20 protein-coding genes are annotated in these 22,708 nt (G+C 44.3%); 14 read left to right on the forward strand and 6 right to left on the reverse strand.

Annotated features, from left to right (window positions below; genetic code table 11):
• Positions 1 to 22: 22 nt before the first annotated feature.
• Positions 23 to 1,540, reverse strand: a complete 1,518-nt coding sequence (locus AC13CK_RS16080) for an acetyl-CoA C-acetyltransferase (RefSeq protein ID WP_425879837.1) — start codon at positions 1,538 to 1,540, stop codon at positions 23 to 25.
• Between the two features lie 240 nt (positions 1,541 to 1,780).
• Between AC13CK_RS16080 and AC13CK_RS16085 the strand changes: the two genes are divergently transcribed.
• The 5 genes from AC13CK_RS16085 to dnaX all read left to right on the forward strand — a co-directional run bounded on the left by AC13CK_RS16085 (position 1,781) and on the right by dnaX (position 8,335).
• Positions 1,781 to 3,172, forward strand: coding sequence for a 3-oxoacyl-ACP reductase (locus AC13CK_RS16085; RefSeq protein ID WP_425879836.1), 1,392 nt, complete (start codon positions 1,781 to 1,783; stop codon positions 3,170 to 3,172).
• Positions 3,173 to 3,367: 195 nt separating this feature from the next.
• Positions 3,368 to 4,222 (forward strand): MaoC family dehydratase, encoded by an 855-nt coding sequence (locus AC13CK_RS16090; RefSeq protein WP_425879835.1) that lies wholly within the window; start codon positions 3,368 to 3,370, stop codon positions 4,220 to 4,222.
• A gap of 59 nt (positions 4,223 to 4,281) precedes the next feature.
• Complete coding sequence (locus AC13CK_RS16095; RefSeq protein ID WP_425879834.1) at positions 4,282 to 5,547, forward strand: serine hydrolase domain-containing protein; 1,266 nt, start codon at positions 4,282 to 4,284, stop codon at positions 5,545 to 5,547.
• Between the two features lie 78 nt (positions 5,548 to 5,625).
• Positions 5,626 to 6,069, forward strand: coding sequence for a copper resistance protein NlpE N-terminal domain-containing protein (locus AC13CK_RS16100; protein ID WP_121979770.1), 444 nt, complete (start codon positions 5,626 to 5,628; stop codon positions 6,067 to 6,069).
• Positions 6,070 to 6,202: 133 nt separating this feature from the next.
• A complete protein-coding gene (gene dnaX, locus AC13CK_RS16105) occupies positions 6,203 to 8,335 on the forward strand; it encodes a DNA polymerase III subunit gamma/tau (protein WP_425879833.1) in 2,133 nt (710 codons plus the stop codon).
• Between the two features lie 8 nt (positions 8,336 to 8,343).
• On the opposite strand, the gene AC13CK_RS16110 is transcribed toward dnaX, so the two are convergent.
• Both AC13CK_RS16110 and AC13CK_RS16115 read right to left on the reverse strand, forming a co-directional pair.
• Complete coding sequence (locus tag AC13CK_RS16110) at positions 8,344 to 8,778, reverse strand: acyl-CoA thioesterase (protein ID WP_081401206.1); 435 nt, start codon at positions 8,776 to 8,778, stop codon at positions 8,344 to 8,346.
• A gap of 44 nt (positions 8,779 to 8,822) precedes the next feature.
• Positions 8,823 to 9,983, reverse strand: coding sequence for an iron-containing alcohol dehydrogenase (locus AC13CK_RS16115; protein ID WP_425879832.1), 1,161 nt, complete (start codon positions 9,981 to 9,983; stop codon positions 8,823 to 8,825).
• Positions 9,984 to 10,103: 120 nt separating this feature from the next.
• On the opposite strand from AC13CK_RS16115, the gene AC13CK_RS16120 reads away from it, so the two are divergent.
• From AC13CK_RS16120 to AC13CK_RS16135, 4 genes are read left to right on the forward strand one after another with little or no spacing between them, the layout of a single operon-like run.
• A complete protein-coding gene (locus AC13CK_RS16120; RefSeq protein WP_004278810.1) occupies positions 10,104 to 10,610 on the forward strand; it encodes a low molecular weight protein-tyrosine-phosphatase in 507 nt (168 codons plus the stop codon).
• Positions 10,611 to 10,613: 3 nt separating this feature from the next.
• Complete coding sequence (gene murB / locus AC13CK_RS16125) at positions 10,614 to 11,654, forward strand: UDP-N-acetylmuramate dehydrogenase (RefSeq protein ID WP_425879831.1); 1,041 nt, start codon at positions 10,614 to 10,616, stop codon at positions 11,652 to 11,654.
• A gap of 1 nt (position 11,655) precedes the next feature.
• Complete coding sequence (locus AC13CK_RS16130; protein WP_005263276.1) at positions 11,656 to 12,795, forward strand: YdcF family protein; 1,140 nt, start codon at positions 11,656 to 11,658, stop codon at positions 12,793 to 12,795.
• A complete protein-coding gene (locus AC13CK_RS16135; RefSeq protein ID WP_482831307.1) occupies positions 12,795 to 13,838 on the forward strand; it encodes an alpha/beta hydrolase in 1,044 nt (347 codons plus the stop codon). The genes AC13CK_RS16130 and AC13CK_RS16135 overlap by 1 nt, the downstream gene beginning before the upstream one ends.
• A 69-nt stretch (positions 13,839 to 13,907) precedes the next feature.
• On the opposite strand, the gene AC13CK_RS16140 is transcribed toward AC13CK_RS16135, so the two are convergent.
• Positions 13,908 to 15,578, reverse strand: coding sequence for an FMN-binding glutamate synthase family protein (locus AC13CK_RS16140; RefSeq protein ID WP_004278804.1), 1,671 nt, complete (start codon positions 15,576 to 15,578; stop codon positions 13,908 to 13,910).
• Positions 15,579 to 16,079: 501 nt separating this feature from the next.
• Positions 16,080 to 17,087, reverse strand: a complete 1,008-nt coding sequence (locus tag AC13CK_RS16145) for a helix-turn-helix transcriptional regulator (protein ID WP_004278803.1) — start codon at positions 17,085 to 17,087, stop codon at positions 16,080 to 16,082.
• A 240-nt stretch (positions 17,088 to 17,327) separates the two neighbouring features.
• Between AC13CK_RS16145 and AC13CK_RS16150 the strand changes: the two genes are divergently transcribed.
• From AC13CK_RS16150 to AC13CK_RS16170, 5 genes are all read left to right on the forward strand, one after another.
• The gene (locus AC13CK_RS16150) at positions 17,328 to 18,887 is read left to right on the forward strand and encodes a circularly permuted type 2 ATP-grasp protein (RefSeq protein ID WP_482831308.1); all 1,560 of its coding nucleotides are present in this window, start codon (positions 17,328 to 17,330) and stop codon (positions 18,885 to 18,887) included.
• Between the two features lie 22 nt (positions 18,888 to 18,909).
• A complete protein-coding gene (locus AC13CK_RS16155; RefSeq protein ID WP_004278801.1) occupies positions 18,910 to 19,512 on the forward strand; it encodes an alpha-E domain-containing protein in 603 nt (200 codons plus the stop codon).
• Positions 19,509 to 20,288 (forward strand): transglutaminase family protein, encoded by a 780-nt coding sequence (locus AC13CK_RS16160; protein ID WP_004278799.1) that lies wholly within the window; start codon positions 19,509 to 19,511, stop codon positions 20,286 to 20,288. The genes AC13CK_RS16155 and AC13CK_RS16160 overlap by 4 nt, the downstream gene beginning before the upstream one ends.
• Before the next feature lie 13 nt (positions 20,289 to 20,301).
• A complete protein-coding gene (locus AC13CK_RS16165; protein ID WP_005247272.1) occupies positions 20,302 to 21,036 on the forward strand; it encodes a proteasome-type protease in 735 nt (244 codons plus the stop codon).
• Positions 21,037 to 21,118: 82 nt separating this feature from the next.
• Complete coding sequence (locus AC13CK_RS16170; RefSeq protein WP_005106614.1) at positions 21,119 to 21,550, forward strand: BLUF domain-containing protein; 432 nt, start codon at positions 21,119 to 21,121, stop codon at positions 21,548 to 21,550.
• A 46-nt stretch (positions 21,551 to 21,596) separates the two neighbouring features.
• Here the strand turns inward: AC13CK_RS16170 and alr are convergent, their stop codons facing one another.
• Positions 21,597 to 22,667: an alanine racemase gene (gene alr, locus AC13CK_RS16175; RefSeq protein WP_425879829.1), complete on the reverse strand. Its 1,071-nt coding sequence runs from the start codon at positions 22,665 to 22,667 to the stop codon at positions 21,597 to 21,599.
• Between the last annotated feature and the right edge of the window lie 41 nt (positions 22,668 to 22,708).

Below are 22,708 nucleotides of genomic sequence, written 5' to 3' on the forward strand. Positions count from 1 at the left end.
TTTAATTAGATCGGTCAACGGATTATTTTTCAATAATCGCCGTTACACCTTGACCACCGGCTGCACAGATCGATACCAGTACGCGACCTGAACCTTTCTGGTTAATCAGTTTTGCTGCTGTCGCAATGATACGACCGCCAGTTGCTGCAAACGGGTGACCGGCAGCAAGTGAAGAGCCTTTTACGTTCAATTTTGCACGGTCAATTGAACCCAGTGGAGCGTCCAGACCTAAACGCTCTTTACAGAATTTCGGATCTTCCCAAGCTTTCAGCGTAGACAATACTTGAGATGCAAAAGCTTCATGAATTTCGTAATAGTCAAAGTCTTGCAGTTTCAGACCTGCACGCTCCAGCATACGCGGCACGGCATAAGCAGGCGCCATCAACAGGCCTTCTTTTTTCTCTACAAAGTCAACTGCAGCAGTTTCCTGGAAAGTCAGGTAAGCCAACACTTCATGGCCATTTGCCTTGGCCCATTCCTCAGAAGCCAATAGCACACAAGAAGCACCATCTGTCAGCGGTGTAGAGTTACCTGCTGTCATGGTGCGCGCATCGCCCTTACCAAAGGCCGGTTTTAATTTCGCCAGTTTTTCAACACTTGAGTCTGCACGCAGGTTATTGTCACGCTTAAGACCCAGGAATGGTGTGATCAGGTCATCAAAGAAACCTTCTTCATACGCTGCAGCCATTTTCTGGTGTGAAGATGCTGCCAGTTCGTCCTGTGCTTCACGGGAAATTCCCCATTCCAGTGTGGTAATCGCCTGATGATCACCCATAGACAGACCTGTACGTGGCTCGCCATTTTTTGGTGCATCCATCAGGTCTTTCACATTGATCTTGGTCAATGCTTTTAGACGGTCTTTTGCAGTTTTTGCAATGTTTAGCTCAAGCAGTGCTTTACGTAAACCATCACCAAAAGCAATCGGTGCATCAGAAGTCGTATCTACACCACCTGCAATGCCTACTTCGATTTGACCTAAAGCAATCTTGTTGGCAACAAGAAATGCTGCTTGCAAACCGGTACCACATGCCTGCTGGATGTCATAAGCAGGCGTTTCAGGTGCAAGCGCAGTGTTTAATACGCATTCACGAGTCATATTGAAGTCACGGCTGTGTTTCAGTACTGCACCCGCAACCACTTCACCTAAGCGTTGACCTTGCAGATTAAAGCGTTCAACCAGGCCGTTCAGGGTTGCTGTAAACATGTCAGTATTGGATGCCGTAAAGTAAGCACCATTAGAACGTGAAAATGGAATGCGGTTACCACCGATAATCGCAACGCGGCGAACTGTATTTTGGCTCATGTTTGGTTCCTGTAGAACAGAAGTCTGTGTTGTAGAGGTTGAATCTTTTTCAGATGAAGTCATATTTTTGGCACGGGCAGGTGTGCTGCGTGTACGCGTGGTTTTAGTCGGACTTTTTTCTGTCCCAGTGGCTGTGTCAGTATTTTTAGTGCTACGCTTGGTACGCGTTGATGGTTTTGACACAGTTTCTGTCGCAGAGTTCTCGACTGCTGGATTTTCTTGAGTTGTTTTGCTCATAAGGCTTTACCAGGCAAATAGATCGTCTTCTTGGCGCTTACATTAGCATAGAAGAGGATAGGCTGTATTGACTACAATGACATTACAGACTGCGCTCAGGTCAAGTCATCTGCCTATTATCTCAAGTATGATTGGGCGGAATCTGGCGGATCTATTGAAATATATGTGTCTGGCATCATATTGAAGTTTAAGGATAACTTTAGATCAACCAAAAATTAATTTGTATGAGAGATAATAAACATGACTGATCAGTACCAAACTTTTGCAAAATCTCCTATTGGTAAATTTGTCATTAAAAATTTGGGTCTGCCATCCCCAACTTCTTTAGACCGTTTTGAGTCTGCTACGCCAGTGGTAAAAGGCGCAGTATTATTGGGTGCAGCACCAGCAAGTCCATTGACGGGTGCTATTGCTCAGGTTCTGGCAAATATTTATGCCAACAGCTATGCAGGTAATAATGCTGAGTTGCAACAGGCGGCTGCAGCATCCGGGCTGAATCTGGGTGCATTTAACCCGGGCGATAAAGAATCAAAATTCAAGGTCGTTATTTTTGATGCTTCAGGGATCGAAAATTCAGAACAGTTAAAATCACTTTATGATTTCTTTAACCCGATTGCGCGTCAGATCCAGAGTTCTGGTCGTGTAGTGATTGTCGGTACTACACCTGAAACCGCAAAATCAGTAAGCCAGGCGATTGCTCAACGTGTACTGGAAGGTTTTGTGAAATCAGTGGCTAAAGAATTCAAGAAAGGTATCGCAGCAAACCTGATCTATGTTGATGCAGGTGCTGAAGCGAATCTTGAGTCTGCATTACGTTTTGCGGTTTCTCCTCGTTCTGCCTATGTTTCTGGTCAGGTGATCCGTGTTTCACCAGCTGAAAAAGTAGACGTAGACTGGACCAAGCCATTAGCGGGTAAAACTGCGGTTGTGACAGGCGCAAGCCGTGGTATTGGTGAAGCGATTGCCCATGTATTGGCCCGTGATGGTGCACATGTCATCTGTCTGGATGTTCTACAACAGCAGGCTGACCTTGATCGTGTAGCTAGTGAGATCGGCGGTTCTACCTTGGCTATTGACATTACAGCTGCAGATGCAGGTGAAAAGATCAAGGCAGCGGCAGTTGAGCATGGTGGTCTGGATATTATTGTACATAATGCCGGAATTACCCGTGACAAGACCTTGGCCAATATGAAGCCTGAGCTGTGGGATCTGGTGATTAATATCAACTTGTCTGCAATAGAACGCGTGAATGATTATTTAATTTCCCACGATGGTCTAAATGCCAATGGCCGTATTATCTGTGTATCCTCAATTTCAGGGATTGCAGGTAACCTGGGTCAAACCAACTATGCAGCCTCTAAAGCCGGTGTGATTGGTTTAGTAAAATTCACAGCACCGACATTAAAAAATGGTATAACCATTAATGCCGTTGCACCGGGCTTTATCGAAACACAAATGACGGCTGCGATTCCATTTGCGATCCGTGAAGCGGGCCGCCGTATGAATTCGATGAGTCAAGGCGGTCTACCTGTCGATGTTGCAGAAACGATTGCAATGTTTGCTGCTACTGCATCAACAGGTTTAAATGGCAACGTGGTACGTGTATGTGGTCAAAGTCTTTTAGGGGCTTAATAGAATCCCCCTAAATCTCCCTTTATGAAAGAGGGAGATATCCCTCTCCTTTAAGGAGAAGGTTAGGGAGAGGTAAAAATTAAATGAAAAATGGGATGAATTGACCCTCATCCCAGCCTTCTCCCAGAGCCATATATGGCGCAAGAGAAGGTGCATTTAGACAAATTGAAATAATAAAATTTCCAAAGGTTCAGTATGAATACGCGCCATTTTAGTCAATTTCCAAAACCTTATTTAGCCTATCCAAAAGTGATTCAAGGCTTGATTTTTAAAAAGCCGAAAGCTGAAAAAGTTCTACCGCAAGTTGAATATGTGGTGGATTCATTCAAGGTCGATCAAAAACATCTGAAAGCCTATAATGAAGTCTGCGGTTTTAAAAATAATGGTTATATTCCAGCAATCTATCTGACGGTGCTTTCACAAAGTCTACAAATGCACATGATGACTTCAGAAGCATTTCCGTTTCCGATCTTGGGTCTGGTACATATCCGTAACCAAGTGAAGCAATACCGTAAAATCGGCGTCAATGAAACCTTGACCCTAGCATGCAAATTTGGCGAATTGCAGCCGCACGATAAAGGCGTGCAGTTTGATTTCATTACTACAGTCAAAGTGGGAGGCGAGGTCGTAGTTGAAGCATTGACGACTTATCTGTCACGTCAAAAGACCAATGCTAAAGCTGCTGCAAAACCTGCAGAAAGCCAAGCGCCAGAATATATACTCAATAATGAATGGAACATCTCGGAGAATACTGGTCGTCGTTATGCCATGACCTCAGGCGACTTTAACTTGATCCATATTCATGCAGTCACAGCGAAAGCTTTTGGTTTTAAACAGGCGATTGCACATGGTATGTGGAGCAAGGCCAAAGCACTGGCGAATCTGTCATTGCCAGATGCTTATGAAGCTGATGTCTGGTTCAAGTTGCCGATGTACTTGCCATCTAAAGTTGAGTTCCTGACGGCACAGGCAGCCAATGATACAGATTTTCTGATACGAAGCAGTAAAAATCAAAAACCACACGTCACCGGCCATATCAAAGCAATTTAAATCTGAATCAAAAGCCTAAACCCGATTTAGGCTTTTTCATTTTAAGGGATCAATATTCTATGGATAGAATGATGCAGCCAATTAAAGATTATCTGTTTGCTGATCAGCATAATTATCAGGGCAATGTCGATGAGCGTTTCAGTGACCTTGCCCGTCAGTTTAGCCGTTTGCAGGATGCACGTACCGAACAGGGTGGTGCCGCACTAGTGGTATATTTTGAGGGACAAAAGGTCGTCGATATTTATACCGGTAAAAAGTCTGTCACTGAAAACTGGCAACCGGATACCATGTCGCTGTGTTATTCCACAGGTAAAGGTGTGCTGGCGACTTTGGCGCATATTCTGGTCAGTCAAGGTTATCTGGATTATGATCGACCGGTTGCAGAATACTGGTCTGAATTTGCACAAAATGGTAAAGAAAATATTACTCTGGCACATATGCTCAGTCATCAAAGTGGCCTGTTTGATATCCGTAATATGATTGATGATGCCACTGAAATGGCCGACTGGTCGCATATGCTGGACCGGATTGCGACAGCAGAACCACGTTTTCAGGTTGCTACAGATGCCGCTTATCAACCGCTGACCTTTGGTTGGCAGGTGGGTGGTGTACTGGAAAAAGCAACAGGTAAAAAACTGGGTGTACTGATGAAGGAATATCTGGTTCAGCCATTACAATTAAATGGCGCCTATTTCAGCGTGCCGACGAATGAGTTGGCTCGGGTGGCCTTACCTATTTTAAAGCCTAAGATAACCAAGTCTCAAACACAGACTTCGAAAAAAACCACACCAAGAAAGCCGAACCTGATGGAGCGAGCCTTGGTCTTTAGCGGGCAGGATCCTCAGGATTTTCAGGATGCCATGATTCCCAAAGGCATGAAGAAATTTAGTTTTTTTAGTGAACAGGGGCTAAAAGCCATTATCCCATCTGCTAACGGTGTCTTTACTGCAGAGAGTCTGGCAAAAATCTATGCCATGTTAGCGAATCGTGGTGAATGGCAAGGACAACAATTCATTTCGCCGGAAGTGTTCCCACAACTTAGTCAGGTGCAATACAAAACACGAGATCGGGTCATGCCTTTACCGATGCACTGGCGCTTGGGTTATCACCGTGTTCTCACTTTAGGAAAAGCCTCTAAAGGTTTTGGTCATATGGGTTTTAATGGCTCTGGTGCTTGGTGCGATCCTGAGCGCGGTTTAAGTTTTGCCTATACACATAACTTTCCTACAGGTTCATTGACCGGAGATTACCGTCTTTGGGGCCTGACGCAGGAAACCTTGCGCTGTGCGGATGCGGTACTGACCGGTCGCAAAGGCTGGCGCTAAATATCCCTGATTTGGGAGTTTAGCCCATCAGCTAAATATGTTATTTTGTCGCGCAGTCCATGGCTGTGGTGTGAAGTAATGAAAAAAGTGCTGGTGATTCCTCTGGTCGCAAGCAGTGCCTTATTCGGATGTCAGGAGCCGAATCAGCCGGCTGCAAAAACGGTGATGGAAGCCAAAGCTCAGATTCCTGCCTGGGTCGGGAATTATCAGGGCACGACGCCATGTATGGGATGCTTTTCAAGTTGTGAAGACTGTCCAGGCATGGCAGTGGCTTTGACCTTGAATGAAGATCAGACCTTTACTTTACAGCGTGAAAGTTTAAGTGGTCATAATGAAATTGAAACGATGAGCGGGCAGATTCGGTTTCAGGATGAATCACAACAAAAGATTGAACTGCTGAATGTCGATACCCGAAATCTGCTCTATGTCGATCTGAAAAAGCATGTTTTGGAAATTCGTGAAGATCAAACAGGCAAACGCTACCAAATGCAAAGTGACTTTATCCTGTTTGAATCGGTCTAATTTTAAAAAAGCATCTGTTTTATATCCCTTTTTCAATGATTTTGATCAAGGGATTTTTATTCTTTATAAACCGGCATTCATTTCACTATTTTATAAAAAAACAGTATGCTTAGACCTGTAAAAAGGAGCATACATGTATCAAGTACTTGCGCGAAAATACCGTCCTCGTAATTTTAATGAATTGGTGGGGCAAAACCATGTATCACGTGCTTTAACCAGCGCGCTCGAACGTGGCCGTTTGCATCATGCCTATTTGTTTACGGGAACGCGTGGTGTCGGAAAAACCACGATTGCACGTATTTTGGCGAAGTGCTTGAACTGCGAGACCGGTATTACCTCGACGCCTTGTGAGGTCTGTGCGACCTGTACCGCAGTCAATGAAGGTCGTTTTATTGATTTAATCGAAATCGATGCAGCATCACGCACCAAGGTCGAAGATACCCGCGAGCTGCTCGACAATGTTCCTTATGCACCGACTCAAGGCCGCTTTAAGGTCTACCTGATCGATGAAGTGCACATGCTGTCCACGCATTCTTTCAATGCGCTGTTAAAGACGCTGGAAGAACCGCCAGAACATGTCAAATTTCTGTTTGCAACCACTGATCCGCAAAAACTGCCAATTACCGTAATTTCTCGCTGTCTGCAATTTACTTTGCGTCCATTGGCAGTCGATGAAATTACCGAACATCTGGGCAATATTCTTAGCAAAGAAAGCATTCAGTCTGATCAGGATGCGATCTGGCAGATTGCTGAATCTGCGCAAGGTTCTCTGCGTGATGCCTTGTCTCTGACCGATCAGGCGATTGCCTATGGTCAGGGTGCGATTCAGCATCAGGATGTCAAAGACATGCTCGGTCTGATTGACCGCACTATTATTTATGACCTGATTCTGGCGATTCACCAGAACCAGAAAGCACGTGTTAGCGAGTTATTATTGCAGTTCCGCCAGCAGGCTCTGGATGTATCGTTGGTGCTCGACCAGCTGATTTCGACATTGCATGAACTGGCTTTATTGCAGTACCTGCCAGATCTGAGCCTGAAATACAGTGCAGAGATCAATCAAAAGATCATGCAATTATCGGCTCTAATTTCAGCACAAGACCTGCAACTCTATTATCAGATTGCCTGTAAGGGGCGTGCCGATTTACAGCTTGCAGTTACGCAGGAACAAGGTTTTGAGATGACAGTGCTACGTTTATTGGCTTTCCGTCCCTTACAGCCAAGCGAAATTCCGGTGATGCAGGAGACTGCACCGCAACAGGCAGCAACCAGTACAACACGTCTACAGCAGCCCGTTCAGACACAACTTCAATCTGAGTCCGTAGAAACACAATCATTTGAAGCGGAGCCTGTATTTGATGATTTTTCTCTGGACGATGAGACAGATGAGGAGATTGATTTCGCATCAGCGTCTGAACCTTCTTCGGATGATTTTTTGGATGAAGACGAGCCAACTAGCATCACTGAGCCTGAATCTGTCCAGCCCGTAGTAATTCAGACCACCATTGAAGAAGTGCAGTCTAGTGATCAAATTATTTTTGATCCAAATGATGACAAAGGCTTATTTGGTTTTGATGAAATCGAGAGTACGCCAGAAGCACCTGCTACCAGCAACAGTTCGGATGATTTCCTGCTTGAAGAGTTTATTCCTGCAGATGCTGTCATCCCTACCGAGCCAGCACAAGACAGTATGCCTGCTGATGAGGAATTTAGTCTTGCTGCACCGGAATTGGGACTTTCACAGGATTCGATTGCTCAGCCTGCTCTTGAAAATACAGTTCCGGTTCAGCCAGTTGCACAGACAGCTTTGCTGGAAGATATTTCCCAAGATGTAAATACGCAGAATCTGATGCCACAGGATATTTTAAAAATACCTGAGCAAACCTTAGAAGGCGAGTGGAGCGTAGAAAAATGGGAATACTGGTTCCGTAATAGCCAGCTTTCTCCAGCGGTACAGGAACTGGCGCAGTATGGCATCATGACTGGTCAGATGAATGGCGAATCCGTTTTCCATATTCCTGAACAGTACCAGCAGTTGTTGACCCAGTTGCAACATCATCTGGAAGCTGCTTTGCAACAGCAATGGCCGCAAACCAATTTCCAGGTGAAATTTGAAAATGTGGATCAGTTAACGCCCTATACCATGCAGCATCAGCGTAAGGTACGTGCCTTTAAACGTGCCGAAGAACTGTTACATGCTGAACCGGCAGTACGCGATCTGTTACAGCAGTTTGATGGTGAACTGCAAAATATTCAGCTGAAATAGGCTGGATGTTAAGTCACAACAAATCGAGATAAAGCATCCCGCATTTCGACTGGAATCGGGGTGCTTTTTCGTGTTTCACGGTCAACAAATACATGGACAAAATTGCCTTGCGCAGCGGCTGTATCTGAGTTGCGTTTAAAAATAGCCAGATCATAGCTGAGCGATGAATTTCCCATGCTTTCAATGGCCACGCCCACTTCAATAATTTCCGGATAAGACAGTTCCTGATTAAATTGACAGTTGGAGCTGACTACCAAGCCAATCATCGGGGAGTATTTAGGATCAAAATCAGCTTCCTGAATCAGCAGGGCATTGGCTGCGGTATCAAAATAACTATAATAAGTCACATTGTTGACATGGCCGTACAGATCATTGTCTGCCCAACGGGTTTGAATGGGCAGGAAAAAAGTATAGTGTTCGCGCTGTTTGATGGTGGCTTTCATCACTATTCAGTCCTCGGCTAGATAAGGCTTAAGTGGAAATTGATCTAGGCATAGATCGCCTGATAAATCTGATAAGCATCCTCCACCTTGAGTTCACGTGGATTATTCTGCAACAGCCGGCTTTGTTGCATCGCATCTTCTGCCATGACCTGCAGCATATCTTCCGGAATATTCAACTGATTCAGTTTTAGGGTCAAACCGCTTTGCATCAGATGATTATTAAAATGATCAATAAACAGATCAGTCAGGCCATCATGACAACCTTTACTGTAAGGATCCAGCCAGGTCATCAATTCCGCATAGAGCTGTTTGGCCGCTGGCGCATTAAACTTTAATACTTCAGTTAGAACCAGTGCATTGCTATGCCCATGCGAAAGATGAAAATGTCCACCCAGTGGATAAGCCAGCGCATGTACGGCGGCGACTGGTGCATTGGCAAAGGCTTGTCCGGCCAGCATGGAACCGACCAGCATATTTTGGCGGGCATCTAAATCATGACCGTTTTGCAGTACACGTTGCAGATTAGCATTCAGTAATCTTAAAGCCTGTTTGGCCAGCATATCCGAATAAGGATTTTTCTTGTGTTTTGAGGTATAGGCTTCAATGGCATGTACCATGGCATCAATGCCGGTGGCGGCAGTGATCTGTGCTGGAAGATTCTGGGTAAATGTTGCATCCAGAATGGCAATATCTGCAAAAAGGGTCGGTGCCACAATACCGGTTTTAGTGGTTTCACCTGTGGTGACAATCGAAATCGGCGTCACTTCTGAACCTGTTCCAGCCGTAGTTGGTACCAGAATTAAAGCTAAACGCGGTCCGGTGGCATTATCAACGCCATACAGATCGGACAATGTCTGATGCTGTTCAGGATGCGCCAAAATTGCAATGAGTTTGGCCACATCCATCGAGCTGCCACCACCAAAGCCCAGCACCACATCAATATTTTCCTGTTTTGCAAAAGCCACCGCTTCAAGCACCACTGTATCGGGCGGATCGGCCTGAACATCCGAGTAAATCACATACTCCAGTCCGGCAGATTCAATAATATCCAGAATCGGCAGATGTAATTGCTCCTTCAGCATACCCGGGTCAGTCACCAGTAGAAGACGGCGATAACGGCCATTTTTTAGAATTTTAAATAATTCCTGAATCGTGCCTAGTCCGGCAATGATATTGGGGACGGTTTGAAACTGAAAACGATTCATGGCGATATCCTTGATTTTTTTATTGCAAATACGAGATTATTCTATGGTTGTAAGATAGGAATCAGTATATAAATAACTTAACATAAGAATCCTTAAAATAAAGTAGCTCTGAGGTTGTTTATGTCATCCAGAACGCCATACAAGGTGTTATGTGTTTGTTTGGGAAATATTTGCCGCTCTCCCACGGCAGAAGTTGTACTCAGACATTATTGTGATGAACAGCAACTGAATATTGTGGTCGATTCTGCCGGAACCAGTAATTATCATCCGGGCAAGGCACCGGACTTGCGTAGCCAGCAGCATGCGCTGAAACGTGGCTATGACCTTTCAGCACTTCGCGCACGTCAACTTATTCCGCATGATTTTATTGATTATGATCTGATTCTGGCGATGGATCTGGAGAATTTATCCAATATCCAGAACATACAGCGTCTGGCAGAAACTCAGTTTGGTCATGTACGTGCACGTGTGGCATTGATGAGTGAACATGATCAGACCTATCCGAAACAGGCCTTACCGGATCCCTATTATGGCGAAGCGGATGGCTTTGAACGGGTGCTTGATCAGTGTGAGTCCAGCAGCCAGGCCTGGATTGAGATTTTTAAACAGAATTTACACAAGGTTTAAGCGATGCAGATTCAAACCCAGGTTCAACTTAAACCTTTTAATACCTTAAATTTAGAAGCAGTTGCTTCGCACTATGCTCAGATTCAATCCACCGCTGATCTGCTAACTGCACTGGATTTTGCGGAACAGCAGCAACTCAATTTGCTGATCCTGTCAGGCGGCAGTAATATGTTGTTGCCGGAGCAGATTGATGCGCTAGTTCTGCATATGGATATTCAAGGCATTGAAATGCTGGATGCTGATGATCAGTCGCAACGTTTACGTGTAGGCGGCGGACAAGGCTGGCATGACTTCGTGCTCTGGACCACGGCACAAAGTTTATATGGCCTACAGAATCTAGCTTTAATTCCGGGTCGGGTCGGTGCATCGCCAGTACAGAATATTGGCGCTTATGGTGTCGAAGTCGGAGAATTCATCGATTCTGTTGAGGTCTATGACCGACAATTGAAACAGTTTGCTTCGATTCAGGCAGCAGATTGTCAGTTTGCCTACCGGCATAGTATTTTTAAAGATGATCCCAATCGTTATGTGATTACCCATGTGACTTTTAGATTACTTAAACAGCCAGATTTGAAACTGAATTATGGTGATCTGAAGACTGCGGTCGGTGATCAGCTCACAGCAGAAAACTTGCAGCAACACGTCATCCAGATTCGCCAGAGTAAATTGCCTGATCCACAAGAATTTCCCAACGTGGGCAGCTTCTTTAAAAATCCGGTGGTTGATCAGGCGGTCTTTGACCAAATTGCTGTATCTTTCCCGAATTTACCCCATTACCAGCAAACGAATGCTCAAGTTAAACTGGCAGCAGGCTGGTTGATTGATCAGGCGGGCTGGAAGGGTAAACAGTTGGGGCCTGTCGGCATGTTTCATAAACAGGCGCTGGTGTTGGTGAATTATGGTCAGGCCTCTCTCACCGATGTCCGTAAAACGTATCGTGCAGTACAACAGTCAGTTTGGGAAAAATTTAGTCTAATGCTGGAGCCTGAACCTGTATTGTTCGATAAAAATGGCTTGATCCGTTCTCATCAGGAAGAGGAATAACATGAAAAACACCCATTGGATGGTACGTTTGCTACAAATTGTCACTGGACTGTTTGTGCTATGCGGCTGTCTACTGGTGTTGGTTTATACGCCTTTTTACTCAAAAATGATCGTCAAGGGCTTAAACCAGTTTGTCTCCTTAGAGCTAAATGAAGTCGCGGCTCAAAGCCAGAAAATGGCTGCACTCAGCGAACATGAAAATCTGGAACCTGGCTCTGATTTGTGGATTGCCCGTCAGGCGTATTTAAAGGTCATGGAACAGGATATCCAGCAAAATAACTCGGCCAACCTGATGCTGATTCAGGCACGTTATAAAGCACTGCAGCAGGTGATTGAAGAATATCAGCGCGAACAGCAAGATCAAAAAGCAGAGCAAAGTCCACCTGCTCAGGTGCCCTTATTGTCCTCACAGGAAGATGCAGAACCAGCCGATCCGACAGCCAATGTCCGGGAATTGCTGGAGTGGGACAGTAGTGAAAATAAGGAACGCATTGAGCAATATATGGAGTTTCTGACGACGCATCCACTTGAGCAGGGTGAAGCCAGTTCGGTACAGGAAACCGATGGAGAGGAAATCCAGCAGGACTTGGCTTTACTACAAGAGCAACAGCAGGCTAAACCGGCGAATAGCTCCCAACCTTATGCCATTGTGGTATTGGGTGGTGGCTTAACCCTAGATGACCAAGGCAAAGAGATCATCGTCAATAACTATACGCGACTACGTCTGGAAACTACGCTGGCAGTAGAGAAACATTATCAGTTGCCGATTGTTCTGAGTGGGGTCGAAGCGCCGTATATGCAGCGCTGGTTAAAAAATCATGGTGTCGATGCCAAATTACTGGAAGATCGCAGCATGAACACCTGTGAAAATACCCGTTTCAGTTCATTATTATTACAAAAGAAAGGTGGAGCGCCTACAGTGATTCTGATTACGGATCGTTATCATATGCCGCGTACCCGCCGTTTATTTGCGTTAAATGGCATACAAACCATTCCGGTAGAAGCGCCGATGCCAACGCCATTGACACGATGGCGTCCAAGTGCACAAAATTATGATCACAGTCGTCGTGCCAATTATGAAATGTTGGCGACCATGCGCGATATGTGGTTTGGATCCAGTGACTGTCGGGAGGTGCCATAATGTCTGATATCCCATTTTTAAATCCCACCATTCTGAAACAGCTGGATTTACCCATTCCGAGTCGGGATGTTACGCCTCAAATCTTGCCACCTTTAAACCTGAATCGTAGTGATGAACCGCCGATTGATCTGCAGTCCTATCGCAAGCTTTATGGTTTTGATTTACTGGACTGCAAACACTGGCAGGGCTATGTACAGATGCCTTTATTCAGGTTACATGTACAGGTGTTTGAGCCAAATCTGGAAAATACCCGCTTTGATAAGATTCAGGGAACCGCTTTTTTGCTGCATGGTTATCTGGAACATAGCGGCATTTATCAGCCCATTGTCAAAGAGCTTTTGGAACAGGGTTTTAGCGTATTAACCTATGATCTGCCGGGACATGGTCTGAGTGATGGTTCACCTGCCAGCATTCAGAATTTTGATCATTATCAGCAGGTTTTACATGCCGTACATCGTTATGTGCAGCACGCTTCACAATTACCTAAACCTTGGGTCGGCATCGGGCAGAGTACCGGCGGTGCGATCTGGATGCACCATTTACTGGAGTTTGCGGAACGTCGTGAAAATCCTTTTGTTGAACGAGTCTTATTGTTATCACCATTGATTCGTCCCGCTAAAACTGCCTGGTGGCATAATTCGGTCGGATTGGGCATTATTAGCCGAATCAAACGTGAAGTTCCCCGACATTTCAGACGCAATAACCATAATCCGGAGTTTTTGCGTTTTATCCGGCTTAAAGATCCATTACAACCGCGAATAATGGGCATGGACTGGATTTTAGCGATGTCACGCTGGATGCTGGAAATGGAAGCGCGTCCGGCTTGTCGTATTCCAGTCTGGCTGGCGCAGGGTGCACAGGATCAGACTGTCGACTGGCGTTATAATATCGAATTTATCCGGCGTAAATTCCGGCTCCAAACTTTGCTGATGCTAGAAGAAGGTTCGCATCAGTTAATCAATGAGCGTGCTGATATTCGTGCTGCACTCACGGGTTTGATTCCTGCCTTTTTACATGCACATGGCAGCAAAACTTATTATTGATAGATTGAAAATTGAATATTTAAAAAGGCATTTGAATTAAACGCCTTTTTTGATTTTAAATGCATCAAATTAAAATTTTTCTAATTGGGCCAAATTCCACATCCGGAAGTAGAAGTTCTCCTCATCTTTATTTTCACAGGACAATAATTCGCCTTCTTTCAGCCAGAAATGAATCTGCGCAAAGTTCTTTATTTCGTGATTATTCACGCGTTGTGCCAGATGATGCGCCTTAATAGCTGAAGGGTGTTTTAAACCTGCGGAAGCAATCAGTTCAGATAGGGCATGCAAGGTGTTTTTATGGAAATGAAACACCCGTTCTGCCTTGGTCGGCACATGTAAAGCTTTCTGACGATCTTTATCCTGGGTGGTGACTCCGACAGGGCACTGGTTGGTATGACAACTTTGTGCCTGAATACAGCCTACTGCAAACATAAAACCACGGGCAGAGTTCACCCAATCCGCACCAATGGCAAGCGTACTGGCAATATCGAATGCACTAATAATTTTACCACTTGCACCAATTTTGATCTTATCTCTCAATCCTGCACCAACCAGGGTATTGTGTACAAACAGTAAACCTTCTCTTAATGGGGCACCAACATAGTCAATTAATTCAATGGGTGCAGCTCCCGTTCCACCTTCAGAGCCATCAACCACAATAAAATCTGGGTAAATCTGGGTATGTAACATAGCTTTGACCATGCTCATAAACTGCCACGGTTGACCCAGACACAGTTTAAATCCGACCGGTTTTCCGTTGGAAAGTTCACGTAATTTTTGTATGAAATGCATCATTTCAATCGGTGTGCTAAATGCCGGATGACTCGAAGGTGAAACACAATCATGATCACGGCTGATGCCTCGAATTTGGGCAATTTCTTCCGAAATTTTACTTTTAGGTAAAATACCGCCGTGGCCAGGTTTTGCGCCTTGCGAAAGCTTGATTTCAATCATCTTCACTTGGGGTAATTTGGCTTGTGCAGCAAAACGTTCCGGATCAAATTGCCCATCTAAAGTACGGCAGCCAAAATAACCACTGCCAATTTCCCAGACCAGATCACCACCATATTCCAGATGGTAGGGGCTGATACTGCCTTCGCCTGTATCATGGAAAAAATCACCTTTTTTAGCGCCGAGATTAAGGGCTCTTATTGCATTGGCACTCATGCTGCCAAAGCTCATGGCTGAAATATTTAAAATAGAAGCTGAAAAGGGCTGGGTACATTGCTCATTTCCAATCAGGATGCGAAAAGTCTGCGGATCGGCAACTTTGCAGGGCGTGATGGAATGACTAACAAAACGGTAATTATCTTCATAGACATTCAGGATCGAGCCGAAAGGTTTATCAGAATTTTCATTTTTTGCCCGCTGATACACCAGACTGCGCTGCATACGGGAAAAAGGCAGTGCGTCCCGGTCGGCTTCAATAAAATACTGACGAATCTCGGGACGGAATTCCTCAAAGATAAAGCGGAAATGTCCCATAATGGGATAATTTTTCAGAATGGAATGCTTATTTTGTAGTACATCATACAAACCCAGCAAACTCAGCAGAATGCTCAGGATCCATAGGGTATTCACTAACGTTTGCGGCATAAAATAATAGATATAACGCGGTGAATAACCGATATGAAATGTAGTAAAAATCACTGCAATCAGAATGCAGGCAAACCAGACCGAATGGCGGGAAAAGAAAGTATTGAGCAGCTTGTGACGTACTAATTGAGCAGGGTTAGCCATTGTAAAATTAAGTCCCTATTTCTACTTCTATAGGGCTTTATGATGTGCAGAGCGAGGTATCTTATACAAGCAGAGAATTGTTATTCGATTTTATAAACTTGCCGAAAATGCTATTAAGCCAGACAATCAATCGGCAGCGATTACAGATAAATTTTACGGAAAAAGTTCTATAGAAAAAATCTGCAAAAGACATGCATTCTATTTATTTCACAAGTAAGGCGGATGACTTTATAGTCGGTTTATTCACTACATAGGAGTCTTAAACCATGACCAAAAAATCCATTCGCTTTAATGATGCTGAGCTGGCTTGCTCATGTCTCAGTCATTTTTAAATATTGATGTTTCATTCAAGCTGCATTTCGGGGTGTCAAAGAAAAGCAGATTGGCACAGCGGCAGATCACCACAACAAGAACAAAAATATAAGCATAATTCTCCAGTCCCCAATTTGGGGATTTTTTTATTCTGGAATACCTAAAAGAATCTGGATGAAGCCTGTGTAGTTAAGGGTTTTCCTCATCCAGTTGAGCGACTGCATTGGCCACAATACTCGGTTCAATATGTTTAATCTTTTTACCAAAGCTACGCAGCCACCAGACCAGTTGAGAGGTAAATGGCACGGTAGCAGTGATCAGCGACATGCCATCTTCCATTTTTTCAATTTTCTGGTCTTTACTGAGCTGGCTTTCCTCAAAGTAATGCGCATCCGACTCTGACATGCTGAGTTTAAGCGTGACATTTTCGGTGGGATGGTTGAAGTCCACCCGGAAGCCCAGTGCACCAGAATCAATATAATCATCAATATCGAAATTGACCGGATGCAAGGCACGTGAATTCAGCACGACGGCCGATTTAAAGCGGTGCAGTGCAAAGGTCTGGATATCCGATTTGTCATGACGGGTACACACCAGATAAATGATTGACCCTTTTTGTACCAATGCCAGAGGATTGAGAATATAGGTTTTTTCTTCGCTGTTATGACCACGGCCCTGATACACACATTCCAGTTGTTTGTCCTGTAACAGGCCTTCATACACCGCTTGCTGCGCGGCCTTATCTACCACAGGTGGAATCAGCGGTTGGGTGGCCGGAACAATGCGTACGCGGTTAATCCATTGCCGGACATTGTTCTGGGAAGAAAGACTGCGTCGTGCCAGATCAAACCACGGATTCATTTCCTCGATCAGGCTCGGTGGCAGCAGATGTTTTAAATGTTCTTCGACCATCATGAAAGTGACCGCTTGCGAGCTGGTCATATGCGGCAAACTTTGCAGCGGCGCATCTGAACGCCAACGCCAGCCTTGCGGCGTGGTTTTACTGCTTTCAATTGGAAAGCGTTGCGCAATCTGATTCAGGTCACGCTGAATGGTACGTAGACTGATATCAATGCCTTCGCGATTCAGGATTTCCTGTAATTCACGTGTTCCCATCCATTTGCCGGTAGAAAGACGCGACAAAATTTGCCATTGGCGATACAGACTGTTTGAAGTTTCTTTTTCTTGTGCTGACATAATTTATTTTGCTGGCAATAAAGAAGAGGGGATTTAGGCTTAGCTTAACACAATAAAAAAACTCTCATTTTTTCGCAAGTCCCTCTGTGCAACATTTGTCCTACAATTCTAAAACAACTTGGTCGAAAATAGCATTGAGTTCATTGGGCATTTATTAGATTAATGGTAATTGAAATGCAGATGTCATGGCATGGATATTGCTTTGATTTAATTATAATAGATGATAATACGAGGGTTTGTATGCTTAAAGGAAATCAGGATACAAATGTGATTGAAACAATTGATAAATTTAGTTCCCAGAATATTGGAAAAAATTTTATAGACACTAAAACTACAGCGGTATCTACTACAACAAACCCACAACTTTTACTGCAGCAGTTATCTTCAAAGTTCTTTAATGAAATGCAGGATGAACATGTGCTGTCCAGTCAGGCAGGTCAAAGACTGGAAGAATGGTTATCACAACATACGCTGGATGAACTCAATGCACTGAATCAGGTAGCAAAAGAACATTTTTTACATCACGGTATTACCTTTACCGTTTATGGCGATGAAGAAGGCGTAGAACGCACCATTCCCTACGATATCATTCCGCGAGTCATAGACCGGAAGCAGTGGAATATGGTGGCTTTAGGCTCGGCACAACGGATACGGGCGCTAAATTTATTCTTACATGATATTTATCATCAACAGGACATTTTAAAAGCCAATATTATTCCTGAGTTGCAGATTTTAACTCATGAGGCCTATCAGCCGCATATGTATCAACATAGCTTGAAAGGTGGGATTTATAGCCAGATTAGTGGAATCGATGTGATCCGTGATTCCAAGGGCGAGTTTTATGTCTTAGAAGATAATCTCAGAACGCCATCTGGCGTGTCTTATATGCTGGAATGCCGCAAGATCAGTGAAAAACTCATGCCAAAAGTATTCGAGCAGTCCAAGATTGCCGGAATCGAGCAATATCCACAATTATTGAAAGAAATCCTGATCGAAAATGCCTACGTCGACAAGCCATTTGTCGTGGTGCTGACCCCAGGACGTTTTAATAGCGCTTACTATGAACATGCCTTCCTTGCAAGGGAGATGGATGTACCATTGGTAACATCACGTGACCTTTTTGTTGATGACTCGAAGGTTTATGTAAAAACCATACGTGGTCGCCAACGAGTCGATGTTATTTATAGACGGGTCGATGATGCGTTTCTTGATCCTTTATGCTTTAAACCGGATAGCACTTTGGGTGTCGCTGGCTTGATGTCAGCTTATTTGCAAAATAATGTTGTGATTGCCAATGCACCGGGAACCGGTGTGGCAGATGACAAATCGGTTTATCCATATGTCGACAAAATGATTCGTTTTTATTTGGGCGAGCAGTCAATTCTAAAAAATGTTCCGACTTATCAATGTCGTAATTCTGAAGAATTAGACTATGTCGTGGCTCATCTGGATCAGCTGGTGGTGAAAGAAGCGCAGGGTTCGGGCGGTTATGGCATGCTCATTGGACCACAAGCGTCTAAACAGCAAATTGAAACTTTCAGGGAGAAAATTTTAGCTGCGCCGCATTTATATATTGCGCAGCCCACTTTGGACTTATCGGTTAGTCCGACTTTGACCAATTTTGGTATTGCTGAACGTCATATCGACTTACGCCCGTTTGTATTGAGTTCGCCTTATCGTACTGAAATCGTACAGGGTGGCTTGACACGCGTGGCGATGCAGCCCGGTTCACTGGTGGTGAATTCATCACAAGGTGGCGGTATCAAAGATACCTGGGTAGTCGACAATTTACATTCATAAGATTCCAAAGAAGGAAAATGTCATGGTTTTGCTGAATAGCAATGCACAACATATTTTTTGGTTAGGGCGTTATTTATCTCGCACTCATTTTTTATGTGCGCGCTTTCCATTTTTAGAAGACGAAGCGGCAGTAGCGTATGCCCATGCTTTCTGTTTGCCTGCCTTTGATGCCAGTTCCCTAAATGAGCTGGTACTTGATCCTACGCAAGTGGCGTCTTTTAGCCAGCAGTTTAAAGTAGCTAAAGACAATATTCAGGAATTACGCGGGGTGCTGTCTGCTTCAGGCTATGCGGAACTGATGAAATTGATCAAAACCGCAGACAAAAATGCTGGTTATATCTGTGAAGTGGTGACGGAATGTGAAGATATTCTGGAAGCCGAATCTTCCGATATTTTTCTGTTTTTTAGTCTAGGGCAATGTGTCGAACAGCTCGATCATCAGTTACGTCTGGGTGAAGAAACCAGTACTACACTCTGCAAGATTGATTATGTGGTCAGAATTTTGGTAGAGATGGGCTGGAATGATCTGGAACAGTACTGGGAGCAGTTGCGTACAGAACCGAACCGGATTCAGTTTTACCAGTTTAGCGACCATATTCATCAACTGTTTGAGGCAGATGTATGAAATTGATGGTGAATCACCAAACGCATTATATGTACACGGCCGAGGTGAGGAACAGTATTCAGTACATTAAAATGATGCCTTCGAGCAATGCGCATCAGCGGGTGCATTCCTGGGATATTAGTGTGCCGGGTAATAAAGAAATCCGGAAAGATGCATTTCATAATCTGTGGATGACCTGTAGCCAGCGGGAGCCTTATTATTCCCTGACTATCATGGCGCAAGGGATTGTTGAACTGAATCCTGCGCATCAGAGTGGACTGAATGATTCAATCAATCCCAATCTTTTTCTACAGCCGACCGAATCAACACAATGTAATGCAGCAATGAAAGATTTTGCACAGCGTCATGTTCCTGCATTAACCCGTCAGCATTTGATCGGACTGGCGCAGGCCTTGCTGGAACATGTGCCTTATATTTCCAACAGTACTTCAGTGCAAGGCTCTGCAATAGATGCCTTTGAGTCGAGACAGGGCGTCTGTCAGGACCATAGTCATATTTTCATTGCCATGTGTAAATATCTAGGTTTACCTGCCCGTTATGTGTCTGGTTATTTATATGCACAAAATGCTTCGCATCTGGCCAGTCACGCTTGGGCAGAGGTGTTTGTAGACCAGACATGGTATTGTTTTGATGTCAGTAATCTGTTGTTTACTCCAAGTTCGCATGTATATGTGGCGATTGGACGGGATTATTGGGATGTGGCACCGGTACGCGGTGTCAGAGAAAAGGGCGGTGTGGAATCCATGCATTCCATCGTTCAAGTGCTAGGATGTTAATAAGGACGAATGAATGACGTATTGTTGTGCACTACGTTTAGAGCAAGGTATGCTTTTTATTAGTGATACCCGGACCAATGCCGGAGTAGATCACATTTCTGTATTTCGAAAGTTGTATACCTTTGGTATTCCTGGGGAACGTATGATCGTCATACAGGCATCCGGAAATCTGGCAACAACACAAGCCGTAATTGGGCATATCAAAAATCAGCTCGAACTGAAGCAGGAACCCAATATCTTGAGTCTGCACACCATGTTTGATGTCGCTGAGCTGGTAGGTAGTACGTTGAAAAAAGTGATTGCGAATGTTACGAGCGATATTTCGGAACAAAGCAATTACTATTGTAATCTGCTGGTCGGTGGGCAGCTTAAAGATCAGGATATGCAGCTTTATCATGTCTATCCGCAAGGGAACTTTATCTGTGCCACACGTGATACGCCGTATTTCCAGATTGGTGAAAGTAAATATGGCAAGCCGATCCTGGATCGTGCGCTGACTTATGATATGCCACTGGATGAAGCCTTGCGCTGTTCCCTGATTTCATTTGCATCGACCCTACGTTCCAATGTATCGGTTGGCATGCCCCTCGATGTGCTGGTCTATAAAAAAGACAGCCTGATCATGCCAAGAGGCAAGCGTATTGCTGAAGATGATGAGTATTTCACGTCAATAAGCCGGCAATGGTCAGAGACCTTGAAAAAAGGACTGGCAGAACTTCCGGTTCCCTCTAATGAGTATTTCTTATAATAAACCTATCCGGGTTCAGGTTTTTCGCGTACAGTGTTAACTTCTATGCAGTTCAGCATAATAAAAATAGAGGAGTTAGCGCATGTACCAATTTTGTTACGCCAGTAAAAGTACTTCTCCCAAACCTGACTTACTCGAAGATTTGGCGAATATCCTGAAAGAAGCTCGTGATTTTAATTACCAGCATCAAGTCACGGGTGTACTGTATTTCGCAGATGGTCATTTTTTTCAATGTCTCGAAGGTGAATGTCCCACTTTAAAAAGTCTGTTAGTAGAGCGATTGAATAAAGATCCTCGTCATCAGGATATTAAATTATTTGAGACCAAGGAAATTGAATATCCAAGTTTCCCGGACTGGTCCATGAAATATATTTCCAAACGCAGTCAGATCCAGCAATTCTGTCGGGAAATGGGATTTGATGACTTTAATCCTTTTGCCTTTCAGCAAAGTCATGTCGATGCCTTATTAATGCAATTATGCATAGAGCAGGGCGAAGAACAAAAGTCAGCCTAAAGAAAAGCCCAACAGATGTTGGGCTTTTTTAACTCTTAAGATTAGATCAAACTACTTTGCGTAGTGGACGATTGCTCAGTCGGCATAATAGTTCATAACCAATCGTGCCATTGGCTGTCGCTACATCATCCAATAGACGGGTTTTACCCCAAAGTTCGACTTCTGTACCTAATTGCACATCTAGTCCTGTCACATCAATGGCAATCATATCCATGGCAACCCGGCCAATCACGCGAGTTTGCTGACCATTGATTGCGACATAGTTCTGTTTAGGGAAAGCGCGAGGATAACCGTCACCATAGCCAATTGAAACAATGGCCAAAGTCATGTTTTGGTCTACGGTGAACGTCGAACCATAACCGACATGCTCACCCGCTTGAATATCATTCAAGGCAATAATTTCAGCTGTAAACGTCATGACCGGTTTTAAATCTAGGTCATGTACATCACGGTCTGCAAAAGGCGTCGCGCCATAGAGCATGATTCCGGGACGGACATAGTCAAAATGCAATTCTGGATATTTATAGATTGCAGCCGAGTTACAGCAAGAAGCTAAAATTGGCGCGCAGTCATTTTTAATTTCCAAGAATTGACGGATTTGTTCATCATTCAGTGGATGCTCAGCATCGGCATTGGCAAAATGCATGGCAAGCACACAAGTAAAGCCTTCAGCTTTTAGCGTATGAATTACGTCTTTGATTGCTTCAATTTTGAAACCTAATCGGTTCATGCCGCTATTCAGTTTGACCCAGACTTTAAGTTCTTTGGCGATATAGGCATCTTTATGTGCAATTAACCAGTCGACTTGAGCCTGTTGATGCACAATAACTTCAATATTCTGTTCGATTACGATTGGCATTTCATCTGCAGAAAAAACACCTTCGATAAGCGTAATCGGCTGTAGATAGCCTAATTCACGAATTTCCAGGGCTTCTTGCAGGCAGGCGACACCAAAGGCATCGGTTTCGCTTAAGGCTGCTAAGCAGTCTTTAACTCCGTGTCCATAAGCATTGGCTTTTACCATGCTGACAATTTTCGCGGTTGGGGCAAGTTGTTTGACACGGTTTAAATTATATTGCAGCGCAGCGGTGTCAATATAAACTGTAGCTTGACGCACCCTAAATTACTCCTAGAGGGACGATGGAAATGTGAGGACGA

It is taken from the genome of Acinetobacter sp. L-24 (assembly GCF_056857555.1).